This is a genomic window from Bradyrhizobium sp. USDA 10063, assembly GCF_054063735.1.
The window spans coordinates 4,990,655-5,013,518 of record NZ_JBSSGP010000002.1 but is presented as its reverse complement, the minus strand read 5'-3'; the positions used below and the strand labels follow the sequence as shown (position 1 = coordinate 5,013,518).

General features: G+C 63.7%; 15 protein-coding genes and 2 pseudogenes. 11 read left to right on the top strand and 6 right to left on the bottom strand.

Annotation, left to right across the window (positions count from 1 at the left end; genetic code table 11):
* Positions 1-179 precede the first annotated feature (179 nt).
* Positions 180-1,406, bottom strand: a complete 1,227-nt coding sequence (locus ACVJGD_RS25715) for an SGNH/GDSL hydrolase family protein (RefSeq protein WP_456636924.1) — start codon at positions 1,404-1,406, stop codon at positions 180-182.
* 289 nt (positions 1,407-1,695) lie between these two features.
* Here ACVJGD_RS25715 and ACVJGD_RS25710 point away from each other — a divergent pair, with 289 nt between their 5' ends.
* A complete protein-coding gene (locus tag ACVJGD_RS25710) occupies positions 1,696-3,426 on the top strand; it encodes a glycoside hydrolase family 17 protein (RefSeq protein ID WP_456640371.1) in 1,731 nt (576 codons plus the stop codon).
* Between the two features lie 15 nt (positions 3,427-3,441).
* Positions 3,442-4,902 carry a GH1 family beta-glucosidase gene (locus ACVJGD_RS25705; protein ID WP_456636923.1) on the top strand — a complete coding sequence of 487 codons (1,461 nt, stop codon included), beginning with the start codon at positions 3,442-3,444 and terminating at the stop codon, positions 4,900-4,902.
* Between the two features lie 339 nt (positions 4,903-5,241).
* Here ACVJGD_RS25705 and ACVJGD_RS25700 read toward each other — a convergent pair whose 3' ends face one another.
* On the bottom strand, positions 5,242-6,678 hold the full coding sequence (locus tag ACVJGD_RS25700) for a glutamine synthetase family protein (protein ID WP_456636922.1): 1,437 nt from the start codon (positions 6,676-6,678) through the stop codon (positions 5,242-5,244).
* A 31-nt stretch (positions 6,679-6,709) separates the two neighbouring features.
* Positions 6,710-8,069, bottom strand: a pseudogene (locus tag ACVJGD_RS25695) (aromatic ring-hydroxylating dioxygenase subunit alpha).
* A 116-nt stretch (positions 8,070-8,185) separates the two neighbouring features.
* On the opposite strand from ACVJGD_RS25695, the gene ACVJGD_RS25690 reads away from it, so the two are divergent.
* A complete protein-coding gene (locus tag ACVJGD_RS25690; protein ID WP_456636921.1) occupies positions 8,186-8,971 on the top strand; it encodes an IclR family transcriptional regulator domain-containing protein in 786 nt (261 codons plus the stop codon).
* A gap of 171 nt (positions 8,972-9,142) precedes the next feature.
* On the opposite strand, the gene ACVJGD_RS25685 is transcribed toward ACVJGD_RS25690, so the two are convergent.
* On the bottom strand, positions 9,143-10,051 hold the full coding sequence (locus ACVJGD_RS25685; protein ID WP_456636920.1) for a helix-turn-helix transcriptional regulator: 909 nt from the start codon (positions 10,049-10,051) through the stop codon (positions 9,143-9,145).
* A gap of 137 nt (positions 10,052-10,188) precedes the next feature.
* On the opposite strand from ACVJGD_RS25685, the gene ACVJGD_RS25680 reads away from it, so the two are divergent.
* From ACVJGD_RS25680 to boxB, 4 genes are all read left to right on the top strand, one after another.
* Complete coding sequence (locus tag ACVJGD_RS25680) at positions 10,189-11,733, top strand: benzoate-CoA ligase family protein (protein ID WP_456636919.1); 1,545 nt, start codon at positions 10,189-10,191, stop codon at positions 11,731-11,733.
* Between the two features lie 105 nt (positions 11,734-11,838).
* Positions 11,839-12,645 (top strand): alpha/beta fold hydrolase, encoded by an 807-nt coding sequence (locus ACVJGD_RS25675; protein WP_456636918.1) that lies wholly within the window; start codon positions 11,839-11,841, stop codon positions 12,643-12,645.
* A 114-nt stretch (positions 12,646-12,759) separates the two neighbouring features.
* Positions 12,760-14,448, top strand: coding sequence for a 2,3-epoxybenzoyl-CoA dihydrolase (boxC, locus tag ACVJGD_RS25670; protein WP_456636917.1), 1,689 nt, complete (start codon positions 12,760-12,762; stop codon positions 14,446-14,448).
* 132 nt (positions 14,449-14,580) lie between these two features.
* A complete protein-coding gene (gene boxB, locus ACVJGD_RS25665; RefSeq protein ID WP_456636916.1) occupies positions 14,581-16,032 on the top strand; it encodes a benzoyl-CoA 2,3-epoxidase subunit BoxB in 1,452 nt (483 codons plus the stop codon).
* 136 nt (positions 16,033-16,168) lie between these two features.
* Here boxB and ACVJGD_RS25660 read toward each other — a convergent pair whose 3' ends face one another.
* Positions 16,169-16,978, bottom strand: a complete 810-nt coding sequence (locus ACVJGD_RS25660; protein WP_456636915.1) for an SDR family oxidoreductase — start codon at positions 16,976-16,978, stop codon at positions 16,169-16,171.
* 191 nt (positions 16,979-17,169) lie between these two features.
* Positions 17,170-18,231, bottom strand: a complete 1,062-nt coding sequence (locus ACVJGD_RS25655; protein WP_456636914.1) for a polysaccharide deacetylase family protein — start codon at positions 18,229-18,231, stop codon at positions 17,170-17,172.
* A gap of 168 nt (positions 18,232-18,399) precedes the next feature.
* Between ACVJGD_RS25655 and ACVJGD_RS25650 the strand changes: the two genes are divergently transcribed.
* The 4 genes and pseudogenes from ACVJGD_RS25650 to ACVJGD_RS25635 all read left to right on the top strand — a co-directional run bounded on the left by ACVJGD_RS25650 (position 18,400) and on the right by ACVJGD_RS25635 (position 22,791).
* On the top strand, positions 18,400-19,794 hold the full coding sequence (locus ACVJGD_RS25650) for an OmpA family protein (RefSeq protein WP_456636913.1): 1,395 nt from the start codon (positions 18,400-18,402) through the stop codon (positions 19,792-19,794).
* A pseudogene (locus ACVJGD_RS25645) lies at positions 19,794-20,091 on the top strand (hypothetical protein). Before ACVJGD_RS25650 ends, ACVJGD_RS25645 begins: the two are co-directional and overlap by 1 nt.
* A gap of 313 nt (positions 20,092-20,404) precedes the next feature.
* Positions 20,405-21,460 carry a lysylphosphatidylglycerol synthase domain-containing protein gene (locus ACVJGD_RS25640; protein WP_456636912.1) on the top strand — a complete coding sequence of 352 codons (1,056 nt, stop codon included), beginning with the start codon at positions 20,405-20,407 and terminating at the stop codon, positions 21,458-21,460.
* A 32-nt stretch (positions 21,461-21,492) separates the two neighbouring features.
* On the top strand, positions 21,493-22,791 hold the full coding sequence (locus ACVJGD_RS25635; protein ID WP_456636911.1) for an ATP-binding protein: 1,299 nt from the start codon (positions 21,493-21,495) through the stop codon (positions 22,789-22,791).
* The last annotated feature ends 73 nt before the right edge of the window (positions 22,792-22,864 follow it).

Sequence of the window (22,864 nt, the reverse complement as noted above, 5' to 3'; positions counted from 1 at the left end):
GCTCCGCCGCAACCGCTTGCTCGCGCCACAATACCTCCCTGTGGTTATGGGTCCCGTCTTTCGACGGGACGACGCCCCAGGCCGTCATTGTGAGCGCCGGCGACTTGTCTGCCGTAGCTCAACGAGCGAAGGCGGAAGCAATCCACTTCTCCGCTTGCTGAGGCATGGATTGCTTCGTGCTAGCTCAGGCTGCGCGCCGAGGGATCGAGAACGGCAGTGCTCGTATAGCCGGCGATGAGCGCGTAGCCGCTCTGGTTCGGATGCAATGGATCATTCATCGCGAACGAATTCCAGGTTCCGCCGAACAGTCCCCAGATGTCGATAAAGGGCACATTGGCGGCGTAAGCGAGCGATTTCATATTGGCCACATAGGCGGCCTGCGTCGGGTAAGACGCATAGACGCTCGGTTCGGACGGAGCGCCGCTCATCAGGATCACGTCGCAGTTCACCGCTTTCAGCGCATTGATCACCGTCGTCATGTTCGAGGTGACAGTCGACAGCGGAATTCGATCGTCCCAATCGTTGATGATGCCGGCCTGGAATATCACCAGGTTCGGCGCTATCGCCGCGATGGCCGGCAACGTATTCCACGGGTAGCGGTCGACCACGAAATCCGCGCTGCCCCAGCGGCAGCCGCCGAGATTGTAAACGGACACTTCCTTGATGGCCGAGTTGAAGCATCTCAGCCCGGTCAAATAGACGTCGCTTGAATCGGTCGTTGTCTTCTGCAGAGTTACGGTGTGGTGACCGGGCGCACAGATCGCCGTTGCCTTCATGAACGCATTGGCCCCTGCGCAATCGACCGCCGCCAGCGGCGACCCTCCATCGACATCGATCGTGAAACGCCCGCCGCCGGGCGAGCGGGCGTACCAGACCTCAATCGTGTCGATCGGGTTCGTCGGGGTGAAGGAATGTGAAACCGAACTCGGACGGCCGTGAAAAAATCCGCCGCAGAGCGTTCCGGAAGTCCTTGTGTTGTCGATCGACCAACCGGAACGATCAAGCCGCGCATCGAAGGCATGAAGGTCGCCGGCGGCGGCGCTGACGTTGTTGTCGCCCCATACGCTTGACCAGCTTCCGTGCGGGATCAGTCGTGCCAGTTGCGTTGGCCACGACAGGCTCTTGGCATTGGAGGCGAGCTCATTGTTGGCGGCACCCTGGCCGGCCACCGTTGAATCGCCGAGGCACCCGATGATCGCATTGGCATCTCCGCGCTGCTGCGCCGCCGATGCCCTTTGCCAATTGGCGAGGTTGGAGCCGGTAAAATTGTAGAAGCCGGTGGGCAGTGGATTGGTGCCGCTGGACGGTACCCCGCCATAGGCCGGCGTCAGCAGGCCGCTCTGCCTCGAAAGTTGCATACAGGCCGCCAGCGCCGCAGCGCCTGTGATGAACTCGCGTCGCCGCATCACGAGCTTCCCGGCAAAATCACGGGGGCCTTCATCAAGAACGCGCATAGCTTGCCCATTGCCATTCCTGCGTTTGTAGGCAAATGAGAGACGCTGCTATACTTCTTCCGTAAATCTACGGACGCGGCGTCGCAGTTGCCTATGGTCAATTTGGGAATTTAGCCTTGGCTTGACCGAGCTAGGCTAGAGCATTTGAAACGATGTCTTCAATCGCTTTCTTCAGCGACCCGGATGGTTTCTCGCGCTCCGCTGCGCTCGTCGGTTCGGATGCAGGGCGGAGCATTGCGTGATGCAGCTCGATGCTTCCACTGGATCAAGTCCCAGTCGTGCGAGCCGGTTGGTCGACAACGCGGCCAGGAGAGCCCGGCTTGGCCTTGCTGCGCCGCTGTTGCTGTTCTTCCTGTCCATGAGCATCATCGTCGCGGCTTGGTGCTGGTTGGCGACGCCGGTCTCATTGGAACGTGCGCCGGTGGACCCTGCAAAAAAGCTCGACTGTGTTTCCTACGCGCCATTCCGGGGCCACCAGACGCCGTGGAATTCCTCCGTCGTCATCAGCCCGGACCAGATCGCGGAAGATATCGCCGATCTTGCCAGGATCACCCATTGCATCCGCATCTACTCGGTGGAGAACGGCTTGGACAGGGTGCCGGAGCTTGCGTCAAAGGTCGGGCTGAAGGTGATCCTCGGCGTCTGGATCGGACGTGATCGTCTGAAAAATGCCAGCCTGATCGAAACCGCGGTGTCGCTGGCCAATCAATTCACCGACGTGGTCACCGCCGTCATCGTCGGCAACGAGGTGCTGCTCCGGGGTGAATTGCCCGAGGCGGGCCTCCGCGAAGCCATCCGCTCTGCGAAAGGCCGCGTCAGCGTCCCCGTGAGCTACGCCGACACCTGGGACTTCTGGCTGCGCTACCCGGAGCTCGGCCATGAGGTCGATTTCGTGACGATCCACGTCCTGCCCTATTGGGAAGACGTTCCGCCCCGCGCCGAGGATGCGCCGCGGCATGTGATCGACGCGCGCAGCAAGGTCGCGCTGGCCTTTCCGGGAAAGGAGATCTTCGTCGGCGAGGCCGGCTGGCCGAGCCGAGGGCGCATGCGCGACGGTGCGCTGCCATCGCGCATCAATCAGGCGCGCTTCACTCTTGACCTCCTCGACCAGGCCAGCCGGGAGAACGTTCGTGTCAATCTGTTCGAAGCCTATGACGAGCCATGGAAGCGTCAGTGGGAAGGAACAGTGGGCGCTCATTGGGGGTGGCTGGATGGAGAAAGCCGCCGGCTGAAGTATTCACCCGGAGCCGCCGTCAGCAACTATCCGCACTGGAAGCTGCAGCTTGGCGCCGGGCTGGGCTTCGGCATTGCCGTATTCGTCACGGCGCTGGTGGCGCGGTGGCGCTCGCCTGCGCCAACGGCATTGCCGCGGTGGCTTGCGGTTGCTGCATCCGCCACCGTCGGCGGAATCCTGCTCGGTGTGAGCGTCGAGAATGCGCTCTACGAAAGCTACGGCTTTGCCGGGTTGATCCGGCAAGGATCGCTGTTGATCGCAGCAATGCTCCTGCCACTGCTGTGCGCCAACGCCATGATGTCGGGCCGCACGCTCCCGGCTCTTGCTGAGTTGATCGGACCGCGCGAGACGCGAACACGCTCCCTACCGGCACTGCTTCTCGGCGCGGTGCTCCTCGTCACTGCGCTGGCGGCGGCGGAAGTCGCGCTGGGCCTCATGTTCGATCCGCGGTCGCGAGACTTCCCATTTGCCAGCCTGACCATGGCGGCGGTGCCGATCTGGGCGGTGACGCTGCTGAACCGTCGCAAATTGGCGGTCTGCGCAACATCCGAGGCGGTATTCGCGGGCCTGTTCGCGGCTGCTGCGCTCTACATCCTGCTGCATGAAGGGGTTCAAAACTGGCAGTCCTTATGGACCGCGGCCGCACTTTTCCTGCTCGGCGCCGCGTTGTGGCGGTCGCGTTCCGCAGTCTTGAGTGGGGATATCGGGCATGTCCGCGCTGTTGAGCTTCAGGTCTGATCCGGGAGTATGCTGATGTCGTTGGACGGACTTTCGCGGCGCCATTTCGGAACGCTCGCCGGCGGGGCGGCGCTCGGATTGTCGGCCGCGCCAGCCTGTCCGGCCGATGCCGGCACGCAGGAGAATTCGCTGGCCGGCTTTCCGGCCGGCTTTCGCTGGGGCACGGCGACCTCGGCCTATCAGATCGAAGGAGCCGTCAACGAAGACGGGCGCGGTCCGGCGATCTGGGATCGCTTTGCGCACACGCCCGGGACCATTATCGATCACAGCAATGCGGATGTCGCGTGCGATCATTATCGCCTGTACCGGGACGACGTCCAATTGATGAAGGCGCTGGGAACCACAGCGTATCGGTTCTCGATCGCGTGGCCGCGCGTCTTTCCGGATGGATCGGGCACGCCAAATCCCAAGGGTTTGGACTTCTACGATCGGTTGATCGACGAGCTGCTGGCCAACGGCATAGAGCCCTTTGCCACGCTCTATCATTGGGACCTGCCCCAGGCACTGCAGGACCGTTTCGGCGGCTGGATGTCTCGCGACACCGCGAAGGCCTTTGCCGAGTACGCAGCCTATGTCGCCGAGCGCTTGACCGATCGCGTCAGCCACATCTTCACGATCAACGAATGTTCGAGGCTCGTTCATCTCGGCCACGGCCTTGGGATCGACGCCCCCGGTTTAAAGCTGCCGCAAGCCGAATTGAATCAGGTCCGTCACAACGTCGCGCTCGGGCATGGCCTGTCGGTGCAGGCGATCCGCGCGCGTGGCCGGCCGGGCACCAAGGTCGGGCCCGCGGAGAACCTGGTCGTTTGCATCCCGGCGATCGACACACCCGCGCACGTCCGCGCCGCAGAAATTGCGACACGCGAACTCAACGGCGGCTATCTGACCGTGATGCTCGAGGGACGGTACATCGACGGCTTTCTGGCCGAGGCCGGGAAAGATGCCCCAAGATACTCGGCCGAGGATCTGCGCATCATCTCGTCGCCGATCGATTTTCTGGGGCTGAACATCTACAAGCCCGACCATTACGTCCTGGCGGCCGACAATGAACGCGGCTTCACCCTGGCGCCGTTTCCGGCGTCGTTTCCGCACATGGATGCGGATTGGCTCCGGGTCGGCCCCGAGGCGATGTATTGGGCGCCGCGTCACGCGGCGAAGCTGTGGGGCGTGCGGTCGATCTATATCACCGAGAACGGGACGTCATCGGCGGACGAGCCGGCCGCGGACGGCAATGTCTACGATCTGGATCGGGTGATGTACCTGCGCAATTATTTGCAGCAGCTACGGCGCGCGACATCACAGGGAGTGCCCGTGGCCGGGTACTTCCTGTGGAGCCTGATCGACAATTTTGAATGGGCCGATGGCTACCAGAAAAGATTCGGGCTCTACCGCGTCGACTTCAAGACGCAACGCCGTACGCCGAAATTAAGCGCGTCATTCTACCGTGAGGTCATCAAGCAAAACGCCGTGGTCTGAGCCGCCGGTTGACACGCTATCATTGGGGCAATCCGACTTACCTAAATGCGTCAGGGGCCCAAATGGTGTCGACCGATTTGCGAAAGGCTGGCGCGCAAAGCAAGGCGGTAAATCATGTTCAAGAGATACGCCAACATGATCGAACTCCGCTGTTGATCATGGAGCGGCACATTGAACCCTTATTCTTTCTGGAGATTTTCGCGGCGCGGTGAAAATGGTTTCGTCGCGGCCAGAGCGGATTTCGTCGGGCGACGATGCACGAAACCGAGTCACGCGCGCGTGAAAGATACCGCCGTCATTTGGTAAGAACTACTGTCCTTCTCCGCAGCGTCCGCCCGTTCAGAACATCTCGAAATATTCGCGATGCTCCCAGTCCGACACTTCGGCCTGGAAACGCTCGATCTCGGCGTTCTTGATATGCACGTAATAGTCGACGAACTCCGCCCCCAGCGCCTGGCGGAAGAACGGATCGTCGCTCAGCGCGAACACCGCCTCGCGCAGGCTCTTCGGCAATGGCGCTGCCTTGGTCTCATAGGGCGTGTCCGCCGACGGCCCCGGGTCGAGCTTGCGGTCGATGCCGTCGAGCCCCGACAGGATCTGCGAGGCCATGTAGAGATACGGGTTGGCAGCCGGCTCCCCGATCCGGTTCTCCAGCCGCGTTGCGGGATCGTTGGCCCCGCCGAGCACGCGGATCATCACGCCGCGATTGTCGCGGCCCCAGATCGCGCGGTCGGGCGCCAGCGAATAGGAGCGGTAGCGCTTGTAGCCGTTGATGGTCGGCGTCGTGAACACGGTGGAGGCGCGGGCATGCTCCAACAGCCCGGCGAGATAGCAGGACCCGAACGGGCTCAGGGTTTGGTCGGTCTCCTTCGCCATGAACGCGTTCTCGCCGCCTGTGCGCGACACCAGCGACTGATGCAGGTGCCAGCCCGAGGCAAAGACGTTCGGCAGTTTCGGCCGGCACATGAAGGTCGCGTGATAGCCATGCCGCCGCGCGATCTGTTTCACTGCTGCGCGGAACAGCACCATGGTGTCGGCGGGCTCGATGCCTGCGGTCGGCTGGAAGGTGAATTCGCACTGGCTCGGCCCGAATTCGACCTCGACCGAGCGCAGCGGCAGGCCGAGCGCGAGGACGTCGCGGCGGATGATCTCCAGTGCCGGCTCCATCTGGTCGTAGCGCTGCTCGGTCAGATATTGATAGCCGTGCGAGAGCAGGCTGACCGAGGGCGGGGAGCCCGGCTGGCCGGCATCCTCCGGCGTCATATGCGCGTCGTCGAGCTTGAAGAGATGGAATTCAACCTCGAGCCCCGCAACGAAATCATAGCCGCGCGCGCCGAGCTGTTCGAGCACCCTGCGATAGAGATTGCGCGTCGCAAACGGCACCGGGCGGCCATCATTGAAATAGATGTCGCAGAGCAGCCAGCCTGTCGTGGGCGCCCATGGCAGGATCCGGAACGTGGTTGGGTCGGGCACCATCAACACGTCAGCGGCGCCTTCCATCTCCTTCATGCCGAAGCCGCCACCGGCGGTGAACACCGGGAACACCGTCTTGTGCGAGGTGTCCTTCGCCAGCATGGTCGTGGTGATCGAGCAGCCGCTTTCCAGCGCGCGCACCGCTTCGCTCGCGATCAGCGTCTTGCCGCGCAGAATGCCGTGCTGGTCCGGAAACGACAGCCTGATGACTTCAAGATTCTTTTCCTCGACGATGCGGCGGACACGCGCCGCCGCCGCCTTCTGCTCATCCGACCACAGGCCGTGACGCTCAACAAAGCTCAACGCGTCGTTCCCCCTTGCTGACGCCGCCCGCTCACTCGGCGGCCGAGAGATGCTGCACCTTGCCGGCGATCTCGCTCGGCACAGGCGCGGCCCACGGTGCGCCGCGGCGTCGTTTCACGTCGACTTCCATCCAATACAGCTCCCAGCCCTGGGTCGGCCCGATGCCATCCATGGTCGCAGGGCCCTGGATGCTGCGCGACGTCGCCTCATCGAGGAACAGCATCGGCTTCTCGCCGGCGGACACCTTTTCGATCTCCTGCCGCAGCAATCGGCGATATTGCACGATCGCCTTGTCGCTCTGGCCGAGATGCTCCTTGGTGCGGTCCTGGATCGGGCCCATCGATTCCACCGCCCATTGGTCGTGGACGTTGATGTCGTTGCCCATGCCGGTATAGGTCGCGGTCATCTGCTCGTGCGGATCGAAGCCATAGTCGTTCGACCTGTTCTTGCGCGACTTGTAGTCAGGCAATTCATACAGCTCGAGCCTCTGATCGCGCATCTTCTTCTTGTCGACCGGCGCCGTGTAGCTGGTGAAGATCGCGTACCAGTAACAGTTCTCGTCGTCGACAGGCACATGCCACTGCGTGATCGTCATCTCCGTGCTCATCGGGATGACGAAGCCGTGCGGAAAAAGTTGATTAGTCACGCGCACATGGGTGCGCTCTTCGTCCAATTCGCGCAGCGCGATCAGCCGCAGGCCATATTCGGTGTGCTCGACGTTGATGATCGGCCGGTCATATTCGCGCAGGATCTTGGTCATCGGCATCTCGGACCCCGCGGAAGCGCCGCGGAACTGTTTGCCATAGGCGGTCGAGGTGTCCTCATCCGCGAAGAAGCGGTGCAGATAGGACGCGTGCGAGGGATCGATGCCGACTTCGAGCGCCTGCAGCCAGTTGCAGTTCATGTGGCCCTTGAACGCGAAGGTGTGGCTGTCGGGCGCCACGAAACAGTCGATCTCCGGAAAGGCCGGTGGTTCGCCCTCGCCGAGCCAGGCCCAGAGGATGCCGCTCTTCTCCACCACGGGATAAGAGCGCTGCTTGATGCCCTTGCAGAGCTGTGAGCTCTTCGGCTCGGCCGGGGTCTCCAGGCATTGGCCCGTGACGTCAAACAGCCAGCCGTGGAAGGCGCAGCGCAAGCCGCCATGCTCGAGGCGGCCGAAAGCGAGATCGGCACCGCGATGCGCGCAATGGCGGTCGATCAGGCCGTAGCGGCCCTGCTCGTCACGAAAACACCACGAGGTTTTCGCCCAGCAGCCGGACCGGACGTACCGGCCGCGGCCCGTCGAGCTCGTCCACCAGCGCCACCGGCTGCCAGTACATCCGCATCAATTTCCCGCAGGGGTCCTTCGGCCCGGTGCGGGTGATCAGGTCGTTCTGCTCCTGGCTCATCATGCGGCGGTCCTCCCGGCTGCTCGGATTTGTTCGCCTATTGAACGAATGGGCGAATTATGACATGACTTAGTTTGGCGGCAAGCCAAATTTTTGATCCGCGCCGCCGGGACGGACCTATGCCGAAGCTGAAGCGTGAGGATCGCGAGGAGCGCGCCACCGATTTCGTCGAAAGTCTCGACCGCGGGCTGCGGTTGCTCCAGATCTTCGGTACCATCACGGGACCTGCGACGCTGAGCGATCTCGCCCGCGCCGCCGACCTGCCGCGTGCCACGGCGAGGCGCATTTTGTTCACGCTGGAGCGCGGCGGGTTCGTCGCGACCGATGGCAAGCTGTTTACGCTCACGGCGCATGTGCTGACGCTTGCAGGGTCGTACCTGCGCTCGAACCAGGCAATCGCGGTGCTGCAGCCGGTGCTCGATCGCATCGCGAGCGCGGCGCAGGAGATCAGCTCGCTTGCGTTGCTCGATGGTGACGACGTGGTGTTCGTCGCGCGCGGCAGCCCGGCGCGGATGTTCTCCAGCGGTCTCGATATCGGCTATCGCCTGCCGGCCTTCTGCACCTCGGTCGGTCGCGCCATGCTCGGCCGCTTCAGCGATGAAGAACTGGCGACAAGATTGAAAGCGATGCGGCGCGAGGCGCTGACGCCGCAGACGGTGACCGACCCGAAGCGGCTGCTCGCCGCCATCATCGCCGATCGCGAAAAGGGCTTCTCACTCGTGGACCGCGAAGCCGAGCCGCATTTCCGTTCGGTCTCGGTGCCGGTCCGCCGCTACGACGACAGCATCGTCGCCGCCATCAACATGGGCGCCCATGTCGACCGCGTGCCGACGGAAGAGTTGATCGAGCGATTCCTGCCGCTGCTGCGAGAGGGCGCCGGCGATGTGAAGGACAAGCTGCTGTAGGCGGCACGTAGTGCGGATTGCGCTTCCTATCAGCCGTCGTCCCTGCGAAAGCAGGGACCCATAACCACAGGGAGGTGTTGTGGCGCGAGCAAGCAGTTGAAGTTGAGCGCACAACAAAGGCCTGTGGTTATGGGTCCCGGGTCAAGCCCGGGACGACAACATTGGTTGCGGCTACATCGCCACGCTGCGCAATCCAAAACTGCGCGCCTGGTTCTCCAGCACCGGCGTCACCGCTTCTATCAGCCGTGCGGCGGCGGCATCGACGGAAAGGCCTGCGGTATCCACCACCGCGGAAGCACGCGAATAAAGCGGCTCGCGGCTGAGCAGGATGTTGCGCAGCTCCGCCATCGCCGAGCGGTCATCCGCCATCGGCCGCAGGTCGCCCTGTCTGCGCACCCGCGCCATGTGCTCCTCCGGCTCGGCCTTCAGCCAGATCGTGTAGAACGACGACAGGATCAGGTCGAAGGTCAGGGGCTCGGAGACGATGCCGCCGCCGGTCGCGAGCACCATCAGCTCGTTCCGCGCAAGCAATTGCTTCAGCGCAGCCTGCTCCATGCGCCGGAAGCCTTCCAGGCCGTAAAGCGCGATGATCTCGGCGACCGAGAGGCCGTTCTCGCGCTCGACTTCCTTGTTGAGCTCGACAAAGCTCCAGCCGATCCGCTTGGCCAGCATCTTGCCGAGCGTGGATTTGCCGGCGCCGCGCAGCCCGATCAGGGCAATGCCTGAGAATGAGGAGCGCCGCGGCGCGGATGGGCTGCCACCGGCGAGGATGTCCTTGGCGTGTGCGATCTGCTCCGGCGTCGCCTTGCGCAGGAGGTCGCGGATCACGGCCCAGTCGGGCGCCGGCTCAGTGGAGGGGATCAGGTCTTCCAGATGCGCGCCCATCGCGTGCGATACCCGGCGCAGCAGCACGATCGAGACATTGCCCTTGCCGCTCTCGAGCTGCGCGATATAGCGCTCCGAAATTCCTGAAACCTTGGCGAGCACTTTCCGTGACATGCCGCGCAGCGCGCGCATCGTGCGCACGCGCTGGCCGAGCTGTTCCAGGAAGTCGGTTTCGGGATCGTCTTGGTCTGTCATGTCCCCCCGCAAAGGAGTCGCAGGAAGGATAGTGCCGAGGAGGATTGACAGCAAGCCGCTCCGGTGGCTTTCTATGAATTATAATTCTTAAAATCTGGGAGAGGCGTCGTGGCGCGCATGGGCGTGAGAAACAGGGCATGAGCGGCACCTCCTACAATGCGGTGACCTGGCTGTTGGACCGCAATGTCGACGAGGGCCGCGGCGACAAGCTCGTCTTCGACGATACGGTCTCGCAGCTCACCTATGGCGAGCTGCAGCGACAGACGCGCCGTCTCGCCAATCTGCTGCGCCGCCTCGGCGTCCGCCGCGAGGAGCGCGTGGCGATGATCATGCTCGACACGGTCGATTTCCCGATCGTGTTTTTGGGCGCGATCCGCGCCGGGGTGGTGCCAGTGCCGCTGAACACGCTGCTGACCGCGGATCAATATGCCTATGTGCTTGCCGACTGCCGCGCGCGGGTGCTGTTCATCTCGGAAGCGTTGTTGCCCATCGTGAAGGACATCGTCGGGCGGATGCCCGACCTCGAGCATGTCGTCGTCTCCGGGGCGGACGCGCACGGCCACAAAAAGTTTTCCGAGGAGCTCGCGCGCGAGTGTGATGACTTCACGACCGCCGCGACCCATCCCGACGAGCCGGCGTTCTGGCTCTATTCCTCGGGTTCGACCGGCATGCCCAAGGGCGTGCGCCATCTGCATTCCAATCTCGCCGCCACGGCGGAGACCTACGCCAGGCAGGTGCTCGGCATCAGGGAGAACGACGTCGGACTATCAGCGGCAAAGCTGTTCTTTGCCTACGGCCTTGGCAACGCGCTCACCTTCCCGATGTCGGTCGGCGCCACCACGATCCTCAATTCCGAGCGGCCGACGCCGGCGGTGATGTTCGCGCTGATGAACAAATATCACCCGACCATCTTCTATGGCGTGCCGACGCTGTTCGCGTCGATGCTGAATGATGAAGCGTCGAAGACGACGCCGGCGGGCAAGCGGCTGCGCATCTGCACCTCCGCCGGCGAGGCGCTGCCGGAATCGGTCGGCAATGCTTGGAAGGCGCGCTTCGGCGTCGACATCCTCGACGGCGTCGGCTCGACCGAGCTCTTGCACATCTTCCTGTCGAATGCGCCCGGCGACATCAAATACGGCTCGTCCGGCCGTCCCGTCCCTGGCTACAAGGTGCGCCTCGTCAACGAGAGCGGCACTGAGGTGCCTGACGGTGAAGTCGGCGAACTGCTGGTCGACGCGCCCTCCGCCGGCGAGGGCTACTGGAACCAGCGCAGCAAGAGCCGGCAGACCTTCGAAGGCCACTGGACCCGCACCGGCGACAAATACATCCGCGATGCCGAGGGCCGTTACACCTTCTGCGGCCGCAGCGACGACATGTTCAAGGTCTCCGGCATCTGGGTCTCGCCCTTCGAGGTGGAGAGCGCGCTGATCACCCATCCCGCGGTGTTAGAGGCCGCCGTTGTGCCGGAAGCCGATCCGGAAGGGTTGCTCAAGCCGAAAGCCTTCGTGGTGCTGCGCGCGGATGCGAACACCGATGGCCTGCACGAGGCGCTGAAGGAATACGTCAAGCAGAAGATCGGTCCGTGGAAATATCCGCGCTGGATCGACGTGGTCGAGAGCCTGCCAAAGACCGCGACGGGAAAGATCCAGCGCTTCAAGCTGCGGGATATTGCACCCCACTAGCCGTCATGCCCGGGCTTGTCCCGGGCATCCACGTCCTTCGTGCCAAGTCACAAGACGGGATGGCCCGGACAAGCCCGGCCATGACGAGAAGGCGAGAGTGATGACATGACTCTTTCTCCATCCGGCTTCCTCCGCATCGGCAACTCCGATCTCGAATACCGCATGATCGGTCCGGCGCCTGACACAGCGCCGACGATCGTGATGCTGCATGAGGGCCTGGGTTCGGTCGGGCTGTGGGGCGACTTTCCGGAACAGCTTCAGGCCGCGACCGGCGCCGGCGTGTTCGCCTATTCGCGCGCCGGCTATGGCGCCTCGAGCCCGGTGAAGCTGCCGAGGCCGCTCGACTATATGCACATCGAGGCGCAGGCGGTGCTGCCAAAGCTGCTGGATGCCATCGGCTTCCGGCGCGGGCTCCTGCTCGGGCATTCCGACGGTGCATCGATCGCGGCGATCTACGCCGGCTCGCACCAGGACCATCGCCTGCAGGGCATTGCATTGATCGCGCCGCACTTCATCGTCGAGGACATCTCGGTGAAGTCGATCGCCGACATCAAGACGACGTACGAGAGTATGAACCTGAGGGAGAAGCTGGCGCGCTGGCACAAGGACGTCGACAACGCCTTCTACGGCTGGAACGACGCCTGGCTCGATCCGAAATTCCGCGACTGGGATATCTCCGAATACCTCGCCTATATCCGCGTGCCCATCGCGATCCTGCAGGGCGAGGATGACCAGTATGGGACGCTGCGCCAGGCCGAAATCGCCAACGATGAGTGCTACTGCCCGGTGGATGTCACGGTCATCGCGGGTGCGGGACATTCGCCGCACCGTGAGGCGCCCGAGGCGACGCTTACGGCAATCGCGGATTTCGCTGAAGCTGCCCTGAGGGCCGATCAGCCGCAGGCCGCCTAGGCCCGATGTCGGGAACATGAAACAAAGTGCATGTTTCCGCATTTCGGGCTGGACCAGTTCAAAAACATGCACTATTGTGCATATCCACTAACCAATAACGTACAAGGGTGGCCCATGGCCGGTGAGGATCGCGTGCTCGCAAACGGCGCGAAATACATCGATTTTCAGACCGACCCGTCCCGTTACCGGCATTGGAAGCTCGATGTCGACGGCGAGGTCGCGACGCTGACCATGGACGTCGACGAGAATGCCGGCTTGTTCGAAGGCTACCAGCTCAAGCTCAATTCCTACGACCTCGGCGTCGACATCGAGCTTGCCGACGCCGTGCAGCGGCTGCGCTTTGAATATCCCGAAGTGAAGGTCGTGGTGATGCGCTCGGGCAAGAACCGCGTGTTCTGCGCCGGCGCCAACATCCGCATGCTTGCGGGCTCGACGCACGCGCACAAGGTCAATTTCTGCAAGTTCACCAACGAGACCCGCAACGGCATCGAGGATTCCTCCGAGAATTCCGGCCAGCGCTTCATCACCGTCGTCAACGGCACCGCGGCTGGCGGTGGCTATGAGTTGGCGCTCGCGACTGACCACATCATCCTTGCCGATGACGGCGCGGCCGCCGTGGCGCTGCCGGAAGTGCCGCTGCTTGCGGTGCTGCCGGGCACCGGCGGGCTGACGCGCGTCGTCGACAAGCGCAAGGTGCGCCGCGACCATGCCGACTTCTTCTGCACCATCGAGGAAGGCATCAAGGGCAAGCGCGCCGTGCAGTGGCGCCTCGTTGATGAGATCGCGCCGAACAGCAAGCTCGAGGGCAAGCTTGGCGAGCGCATCAAGGAATTCGCCGCCAAATCGACCCGCAATGGCAGCGGCAAGGGCATTGCGCTCACGCCGCTTAGCCGCGTGATCGACGAGAACAGCATCCGCTATGGCTTCGTCAGCGTCGATATCGATCGCGCGGCGCGCATCGCCACGATCTCGATCCAGGCGCCGGAAGCCGCGCCGCCGGCCGATATAGACGGCCTGATCGCGCAAGGCGCCGCATTCTGGCCGCTGCAGGTCGCGCGCGAGCTCGATGACGCGATCCTGCATCTGCGCATCAACGAGCTCGAGATCGCGATGCTGGTGTTCAAGAGCCACGGCGACCCCGCTCATGTCGTCGCCTATGACGAATTCCTCGATGCCAACAAGGCGCATTGGCTGGTCAACGAGATCAGGCATACTTGGAAGCGCGTGCTGAAGCGCATCGACGTCACCTCGCGCACGCTGGTGACGCTGGTCGAGCCCGGCTCCTGCTTCGTCGGCACGCTGGCCGAGCTCGTGTTCGCCGCCGACCGCTCCTACATGCTGATCGGCTCGCGCGAGGGCGACAACCGTCCGCCGCCCGCGATCCAGCTCACCGCGATGAATTTCGGCCCCTATCCGATGAGCCACGGGCTCACCCGGCTGGAATCGCGCTTCCAGGCCGATCCGTCCGACCTCGAGCGCGCGCGCGGCGCGATCGGCAAGGCGCTCGATGCGGAGGAGGCCGAGGAGCTCGGCCTCGTCACCTTCGCGCTCGACGACATCGACTGGGACGATGAGGTGCGCGTGTTCCTCGAGGAGCGAACCAGCTTCTCTCCTGACGGTCTCACCGGCATGGAAGCGAACCTGCGCTTCGTCGGGCCCGAGACCATGGAATCGAAAATCTTTGCGCGGCTGACCGCGTGGCAGAACTGGATCTTCCAGCGCCCCAACGCGGTCGGCGAAGAGGGCGCGCTACGCCGCTACGGCACAGGCCAGAAGGCGCAGTTCGATATGACGAGAGTTTAGGGGCGAATGGTGAGTAGCGAATGGCGAATGGTTTCTATTCGCTACTCGCTATTCGCTACTCGCTATTCGCTACTCGCCGGCCCACGGTCCGATGCCAGCTTTTGACGAGATCGTCTCCAACGGGAGGTCCCCATGAACGTCAACATCATGAACGTCGATTACTCGACCAAGATTCCCAACAACGTGAATCTGTCGGCGGATCGCCAGGTCCTGAAGGCGCTGGAGGGCTGGCATCCCGGCTACATGGACTGGTGGAGCGACATGGGGCCGGAAGGCTTCCAGCAGTCGCTGGTCTATCTGCGCACCGCCTATTCGGTCGATCCGCGCGGCTGGGCCAAGTTCGATTATGTCAAGATGCCCGAATATCGCTGGGGCATCCTGCTCGCGCCGCAGGAAGAGAACCGCGTGGTGCCGTTCGGCGCCCATTATGGCGAGCCGGCCTGGCAGGAAGTGCCGGGCGAGCACCGCGCCATGCTGCGGCGGCTGATCGTGATCCAGGGCGACACCGAGCCTGCTTCCGTCGAACAGCAGCGCCACCTCGGCAAGACCGCGCCCTCGCTCTACGACATGCGCAACCTGTTCCAGGTCAATGTCGAGGAAGGCCGCCATCTCTGGGCGATGGTCTATCTCCTGCAGAAATATTTCGGCCGTGACGGCCGCGAGGAGGCGGACGAGCTCTTGCGCCGCCGCTCCGGCGACACGGATAGCCCACGCATGCTGGGAGCCTTCAATGAGAAGACGCCGGACTGGCTCTCCTTCTTCATGTTCACCTATTTCACCGACCGCGACGGCAAGATGCAGTTGCATTCGCTGGCGCAATCCGGCTTCGACCCGCTGTCGCGCACCTGCCGCTTCATGCTGACGGAAGAAGCGCACCACATGTTCGTCGGCGAGACCGGCATCAGCCGTGTCGTGCAGCGGACCTGCGAGGCGATGCGGGAGGCCGGCATCGAGGATCCGACCGATATCGCGAAAGTGCGGGCGTTAGGGGTGATCGACCTGCCGACCATCCAGAAGAAGCTGAATCTGCACTATTCGCTGTCGCTCGATCTGTTCGGTTCGGAAGTCTCGACCAACGCCGCCAACGCCTTCAACGCCGGCATCAAGGGTCGCTACAAGGAGACGACGATCGATGACGATCATCAGCTCCAGAACTCGACCTATCCGGTGCTGAAGCTGATCGACGGCGAACTCAAGCTGGTCGACGAACCCGCGCTGACCGCGCTCAACATGCGCCTGCGCGACGACTACACCCAGGACTGCGTCAAGGGCATGCTGCGCTGGAACAAGGTCATCTCGACCGCCGGCTACGACTTCAAGCTCGCGGTGCCGCACGTCGCCTTCCACCGCGCGATCGGCGAGTTCAAGGACGTCGAGGCGACGCCCGAGGGCATCCTGATCGACGATGCCACCTGGGCGAAGCGCAACAACGAATGGCTGCCCTCGAAGGAAGACGGCGAGTTCATCGCCTCCCTGATGAAGCCGGTCACCGAGATCGGCAAATTCGCCTCCTGGATATCGCCGCCGAAAGTCGGCATCGACAACAAGCCCGGCGATTTCGAGTATGTGAAGATCGAGAGCTAGCCGTCGTCCCTGCGAAAGCAGGGACCCATAACCACAGGCGTGTGTAGTTAAGGAACGGCGTCTCCGACCTTACCAAAATCGATAGCGCAACGCGGTATGGGTCCCGGCTCAAGGCGGGACGACAGCGAAATTATCGTCACGAATCCCAGCCGCTGCCCTTGATCCCGGCATTCGCGTAGACGATGCCGCCGTCCACCGTGATGGTGGCGCCGACGACATAATCGCCGGCGCGGGAGGCGAGATAGATCGCAGCACCCGCCATGTCCTCGTCGGTGCCGACGCGGCCCGACGGCACCCGCGTCGCCACTTCGTCGGCATGGTCGCGCGCGGCGCGGTTCATGTCCGACTTGAACGGCCCCGGCGCGATCGCGGTGACCGCCACATGGTCATTGATCAGCTTCACCGCCATCCGCCGCGTCAGGTGGATCAGGCCGGCCTTGCTGGCGGCATAGGAATAGGTCTCCATCGGGTTGACGAAAATGCCATCGATCGAGGCGATATTGATCACCTTCGCGGGCCGCTCGGCGCTCGCGGCGGCGCGCAGCGGCGCGGCCAGTGCCTTGGTCAGGAAGAACGGCGACTTGACGTTGAGGTTCATCACCTTGTCCCAGCCGCTTTCCGGAAACTCGTCGAAATCCGCGCCCCACGCGGCTCCCGCATTGTTGACGAGGATGTCGAGCCTCGGCTCGCGCTTCTTGATCTCGGCCGCCAGCATCTCGATGCCGGCGAGAGTGGAGATGTCGATCGGCAGCGCGATGCACTCGCCCTCATATTCGGCCGAAAGCTCCTTTGCCGTTTCCTCGCACGGTCCGGCTTTCCGCGCGGTGATGTAGACCTTCGCCGCACCTTGCGCGAGGAAGCCCGCGGCGATCATCCTGCCGATGCCGCGCGATCCGCCCGTTACCAGCGCGATACGGCCCTTGAGTGAAAACAGATCCTTGAACATGCATCCCTCCAATTGCGTTGCGGATGGTTGTGAAAGGAGCAGGGAAGCGAGTCAAGAAAGTCTCGTCGTCCCCGCGAAAGCGGGATCCATAACCACCAATGTACGTTGTGGCACGAGCAAGCGGTGGTAGCGGAGCATGCCACAAACGCTTGTGGCTATGGGTCCCGGGTCAAGCCCGGGACGACGGTAAGCTACGCCGCGTCGATGCGGCGGAAGCCGTTCCAGACGGCGGTAGCCGCGCCGGAGGTGAGGACGGGGATAATGCGTGCTTCCTGGTAATTACCATTGAGCGAGACGCGCTGCAGCGCGGTCAGGTGGTCGGCGCTTTCCGAAAAGATCATGCCTGGCCGCGTCGTCACTGCGGTCTTGAAGCCCGCGGCGCTGGCGAGCGCAAATTCGCGCTGGCCGGCGGCGATCTTGTCGCCATAGGGATAGGCGAGATGCAGCACCGGCCGCGCCAGCGCTGCTTCGATTCGCTCTCGGCTGGCCGTCATCTCGAACGCCGCCACGTCCTCCGCCTGCCGGGCGAGATTGCAATGGGTGACGGTGTGCGCACCGATCGTCACCAGCGGATCGTTGGCAAATTCCTTGAGTTCGTCCCAGGACATGCAGAACTCGCGCGCGATCATCGTCTCGTCGACATCATGGCGCGCGCACAGCGCCGAGACCTCGCGCTTCACATCTTGCTCGCCCGGCAAGCTGCGCAGCCAATCGTGCAGCCGCTCGAAAGCTGTGTGTTTCGCCTCCGGCGTCGAGGTATCGATCGGCGTCATCGTTCCGCCGATCGGCGCCTCGATCACGGCCACCTTGGAGATCACCCGCTCCAGCGCGATCCACCACAGCCGCCCGGTCCCTTCGGCGAAATCGCTGGCGACATAGACAATGAACGGCGCGTCGAACTCGCGCATGACGGGCAGTGCATGGTCGCGGTTGTCGCGATAGCCGTCGTCGAAGGTGAAGCAGGCAAAGCGCCGCGCGAAATCGCGTTCGGCCATCCGCCGGTGCATCTCGTCCATGGTGACGATGTCGATGTCGAGCGAGCGCAGATGCTCCAGCATCGCGCGCAGGAACTCCGGTTCAACCTCGAGGTGATAGTTCGGCTGGAACTCATCGTTGCGGCGTGGCCGGACGTGGTGCAGCATGAAAATCGCGCCAACGCCTGCGAAGATTGGTCGCAGCAGGAAATGGGCTCCCGAGAAATACAGCGCTTCGAGTCCGGCGCGGATAACGGTTTTTCTGAGCTGTTTTTTCATCCACGAAATCGGCCGGCCGGTTGCATTACGGGTCGAAATTAGCGAACCACCGCTGAACAAACGGTTAGCCGGCCCGGTTATACGCGGCTCTTCACCAGACGCGGTATTTCGGGTTTGACAGTCAGCCAAGGGTTTGTTTTCTCTCTGGTTCCGGAGCCAGGACCCCGAATGCACGAACTTTTCAAGTGGAGTCGCAAGTGGTGGCCGGGCGTGATTCCGCTGGTCATCTGTTGGGGTATCGCGGCCTGGACCTCGACCGCAACCGTGGAGGCTGATCTCGCCGCGCGATCAAACGCCGCGCTCAAGGACACCATCCTTGACAAGCGCAGGATCGCGGTCGCCGGCCGGGACGTGACCTTTGCGGCGGAGGCGTTCTCGGAGGAGGGCCGTCAGAGCGCGGTGGCCTCCGTCGAGGCGGTGCCCGGCGTGCGCCTCGTCAATGACGAGACGCGGCTCGTGCCCGAAGCAAAGCCTTTTGTCTGGTCGGCCGAGCGCGACGTCGTCCGGGTGACGCTCACAGGCAGTGCGCCGTTACCATCGAGCAAGGGCAAGCTTCTCGACGCGGCGCGCAATGCGCTGGGCGGCCTCGAAGTCGCCGACCAGATGTCGCTCGCGCGCGGCGCCCCGCCGCGCTTCGACAGCGCGGCACTGCTGCTGCTGGACCAGATCGGCAAGCTGAAGGATGGCAAGATCACGCTGACCGACACCAAGGTCAACCTGTCGGGCATGGCGCGCGAGCTCGGCGGACGCGAGGCGATCGCGGCGGCGCTGCGGAATCTGCCCGAGGGCTATTCGGTCGCGGCCAACGACATCAAGGCGCCGCCTTACATTTTCCAGGCCTACAAGGATCCGGTCGCGGTGACCGTGACGCTCACCGGCTATGTGCCCGACAACAACGTTCACGCCGCGCTCGTCGCGGCCGCCGGACGCAAGTTCTTCTCGGAGAAGGTCGTCGACAATCTCAAAGCGAGCGTGGGCGCCCCTTCCGGTTTTGCCAACGCCGTAGTGCCGGCGCTCAGCGCCTTGTCGCGGCTGTCGACCGGTACGCTCGTGGTGACCGATCGCGAAGTGAAGCTGTCGGGCGATGCGTTCTATGACGCCGCCGCCAACCAGATCCGCGCCGGCCTCGGCCGCGACTTTCCGCAAGGCTGGCAGTACAAGGCCGATATTTCGGTGAAGCCGGCGGCGTCGCCGGTGGATGCGACCGTGTGCCAGCAGCTCTTCACCGAGCTCCTGTCGAAGGCGAGGATCCGCTTTGAATCGGGCAAGGCCGATATCTCCGCGGACTCGATCGGCCTGCTCGACCGCCTGACCGAGACCGCATTGCGCTGCCCGAATGCCACGATCGAGATCGCCGGCCACACCGATAGCGACGGCGATGAGAGCGCCAACCAGGCGCTCTCGGAGCGGCGCGCGGAGGCGGTGATGGACTATCTGGTCAAGGCGGGCCTGCCGGCGACGCGCTTCCAGGCGGTCGGCTATGGCGCTACGCAGCCGCTCGCCGGCAACGACAGCGAAGAAGGCAAGGCGCAGAACCGCCGCATCGATTTCGTGGTGAAGTGATGGCCCATCTGGCGACATTCTTCTGGGGTTGGCTGCTCGCAGCGCTGTTGATCGGCCTTGCGATGGGCTGGATATCGGTGGTGCAGCGCGGGGAAGGCGTGTCGCGGAAGCTCGGCGCGATGGCTGGCGCTGCTCGCCGCGATCCTGATCGCCCTTGCGCTCGGCCACGTCGTTCCCGGTCGCTTCGGCTATTGGCTCGATCTGTTCCTGATCATGTTCGCGCTCTACCTCGCCGGATGCCTGGCGGGGTCTTGGCTGCGTGACTGGGTGGTCTCGCGCAGCCAGCCGGCCAGGTGAGGCGGTCGGATGAGGCGGCCAGGCGAGGTTTTCGTGCTCCCGATGGCCGCCGCCGGGACGTTCGGTCGCATCGGCGCTGACTGGCCGCGGCGGGCGCCAACGTGTCAAAGCCTTGTCGGATCGGCGAGAATGCAGCAAAACTGTGCAGCCGCTGTCATGTACTCCCCCTAATGTGTTGAAGATGCGCGTTTTATCGTCGTCAGGCGAATTCCACTTCGGCCCGAAACGCGCTACGACAGGCGAGAGGGAGCAGCGGAGCGTCGGCGGGGTTCGCCCGGTAGCCGTCGTCGCGGGATCGCAATTCGAGGTCTAGATGCTGGAAGCAATCCGCAGGGCGATCGCGTTTCTGCGCCAGAAGCAGGTCCTGCACAAATTCGGCGTTGCGATCAGCATCACGGTCATCGCGATCGCCTGCTACGTGCTCTATCACATGCTCCGCGGCATCGACACCAATGAGGTGCTGGAGGCCATCAAGGGCACCGAGCCGCGTCAGATCGCCCTGGCGGCGCTGTTCGTGGCCGCCGGCTATTTCACGCTGACCTTCTACGATCTGTTCGCGGTGCGCGCGATCGGCCACAGCCACGTTCCCTACCGCATCAACGCGCTCGCCGCCTTCACCTCCTATTCGATCGGGCACAATGTCGGCGCCAGCGTCTTCACCGGCGGGGCGGTGCGCTACCGCATCTATTCGGCCTGGGGGCTGAACGCGATCGATGTCGCCAAGATCTGCTTCCTGGCCGGGCTGACCTTCTGGCTCGGCAATGCCGCCGTGCTCGGCATCGGGATTGCCTATCACCCGGAGGCCGCCGCTTCGATCGACCAGCTTCCGCCCTGGCTCAATCGGATCGCGGCATTCGCGATCATCGTCGCGCTGGTGGCTTATGTGGTCTGGGTCTGGACCCAGCCGCGGGTCGTCGGCCGCGGGCCCTGGACAGTGACGCTGCCGGGCGGGCCCCTGACGCTCCTGCAAATCTGCATCGGCATCGTCGACCTCGCCTTCTGCGCGCTGGCGATGTATGTGCTGGTGCCCGACGAGCCCAATCTCGGCTTCATCGTGGTGGCCGTCATTTTCGTCTCGGCGACGCTATTGGGCTTTGCCAGCCACTCGCCCGGCGGCCTTGGCGTATTCGACGCCGCCATGCTGGTCGGCCTCTGGCAGATGGACCGCGAGGATCTGCTCGGCGGCATGCTCTTGTTCCGGATGCTCTACTATATTTCACCCTTTGTCATATCTGTAATCTTGCTGACGCTTCGGGAGGTTATCCTCGGAACGCGAATCAAGCGGCTGCGCCATTTGGCTGCTGGCCCCGACGCCGAACCGCGACATGAGGCCATTTATGTCCGCGAGCGTGGAGACACCAGCGCCTGACGCCGTCGCCTGAACAGGAAGAAGCCGGCTCCATGGCACTTCACGAATCCTCTTCCTCCTTCTTCTCGCCGTGGCCCGACCGGCTGCGGCATTCGGCCATTGTCCTGCTTGCGGCGGGGCTGGCGCTCAGCGTGCTGGTTGCGCTCGATGAACTCTCGCTGATCCGGGCTTCTGCGGTGTTCCTTTGCATTGCCGCCGCGGCGCTGGTCCCCTGGCGCCTGCACGACGTGGCGGCCTCCCGCGAGGATACCCGCAGCGTCAACCCGGTCGAGACCGGGGCGGTTGCCGCCGTCGTTGCCGGCATGCCGGACCCGGCTGTGCTGCTCGACCGCGCCGGCCGCGTCATCCACCTCAATGCCGCGGCGGCCCAGCTCGCGCCGGCATTGCGCAAGAACGAGCTGGCGCAGTTCGCGCTGCGCTCGCCCGAGATCATCACCGCGCTGCGCGAGGCGATCGCCACCACCGAGCCGCGGCGCGCTTCCTATCTCGACCATGTCCCGGTCGATCGCTGGATGGAATTGGTGATCACGCCGGTGCCGGTGCCGACGCTGTTCGGCGGCACCGACAAATGCATGCTGATGACCTTCCACGACCTGACGCCGCTGCGCCGGGTCGAGGAAATGCGCGCCGACTTCGTCGCCAATGCCAGCCACGAACTGCGGACGCCGCTCGCCGCGCTGTCGGGCTTCATCGACACCCTGCAGGGGCCGGCCAGGGACGATCCGCGGGCGCGGGAGCGCTTCCTCGGCATCATGCACACCCAGGCCACCCGGATGGCGCGGCTGATCGACGATCTGTTGTCGCTGTCGCGCGTCGAGCTCTCGGCCCATGTCCGCCCCGACACCTGCGTCGACCTGATCCCGATCATCCGTCAGGTCGCCGACGGCCTGGAGCCGCTGGCGCGCGAGCGGCAGGTTGTGATCGAGATCGAGCTTCCGGAGACGCCGGTCATGATCGCGGGCGACCGCGAGGAATTGTTGCGGTTGTTCGAGAACCTGATCGAGAACGCGCTGAAATACGGCGCCTCCGGCGGCAAGGTGATCGTCTCGCTGAAGGAGGCCACCTCCGGCGAGGGGACCCCGGAGATCCGGGTCATGGTGCGTGATTTCGGTCCCGGCATTGCTCCAGAACACCTGCCGCGGCTGACCGAGCGCTTCTATCGGGTGGATGTCGGCGACAGCCGCGCCCAGGGCGGAACCGGGCTCGGATTATCCTTGGTGAAACATATTCTTAACCGTCATCGCGGCCGTCTTTTGATCGAAAGCGTGCCGAAAAACGGCGCTACTTTTACCGCCTGTTTTCCCCAGGTAAAGACTGCTGCAGCGGCATAAAAACAAGCAATTTCAATTGCTTGGATGTGTCATCCAACTGTCATCCAACCTTCGTAAAACGAGCATCGACCGC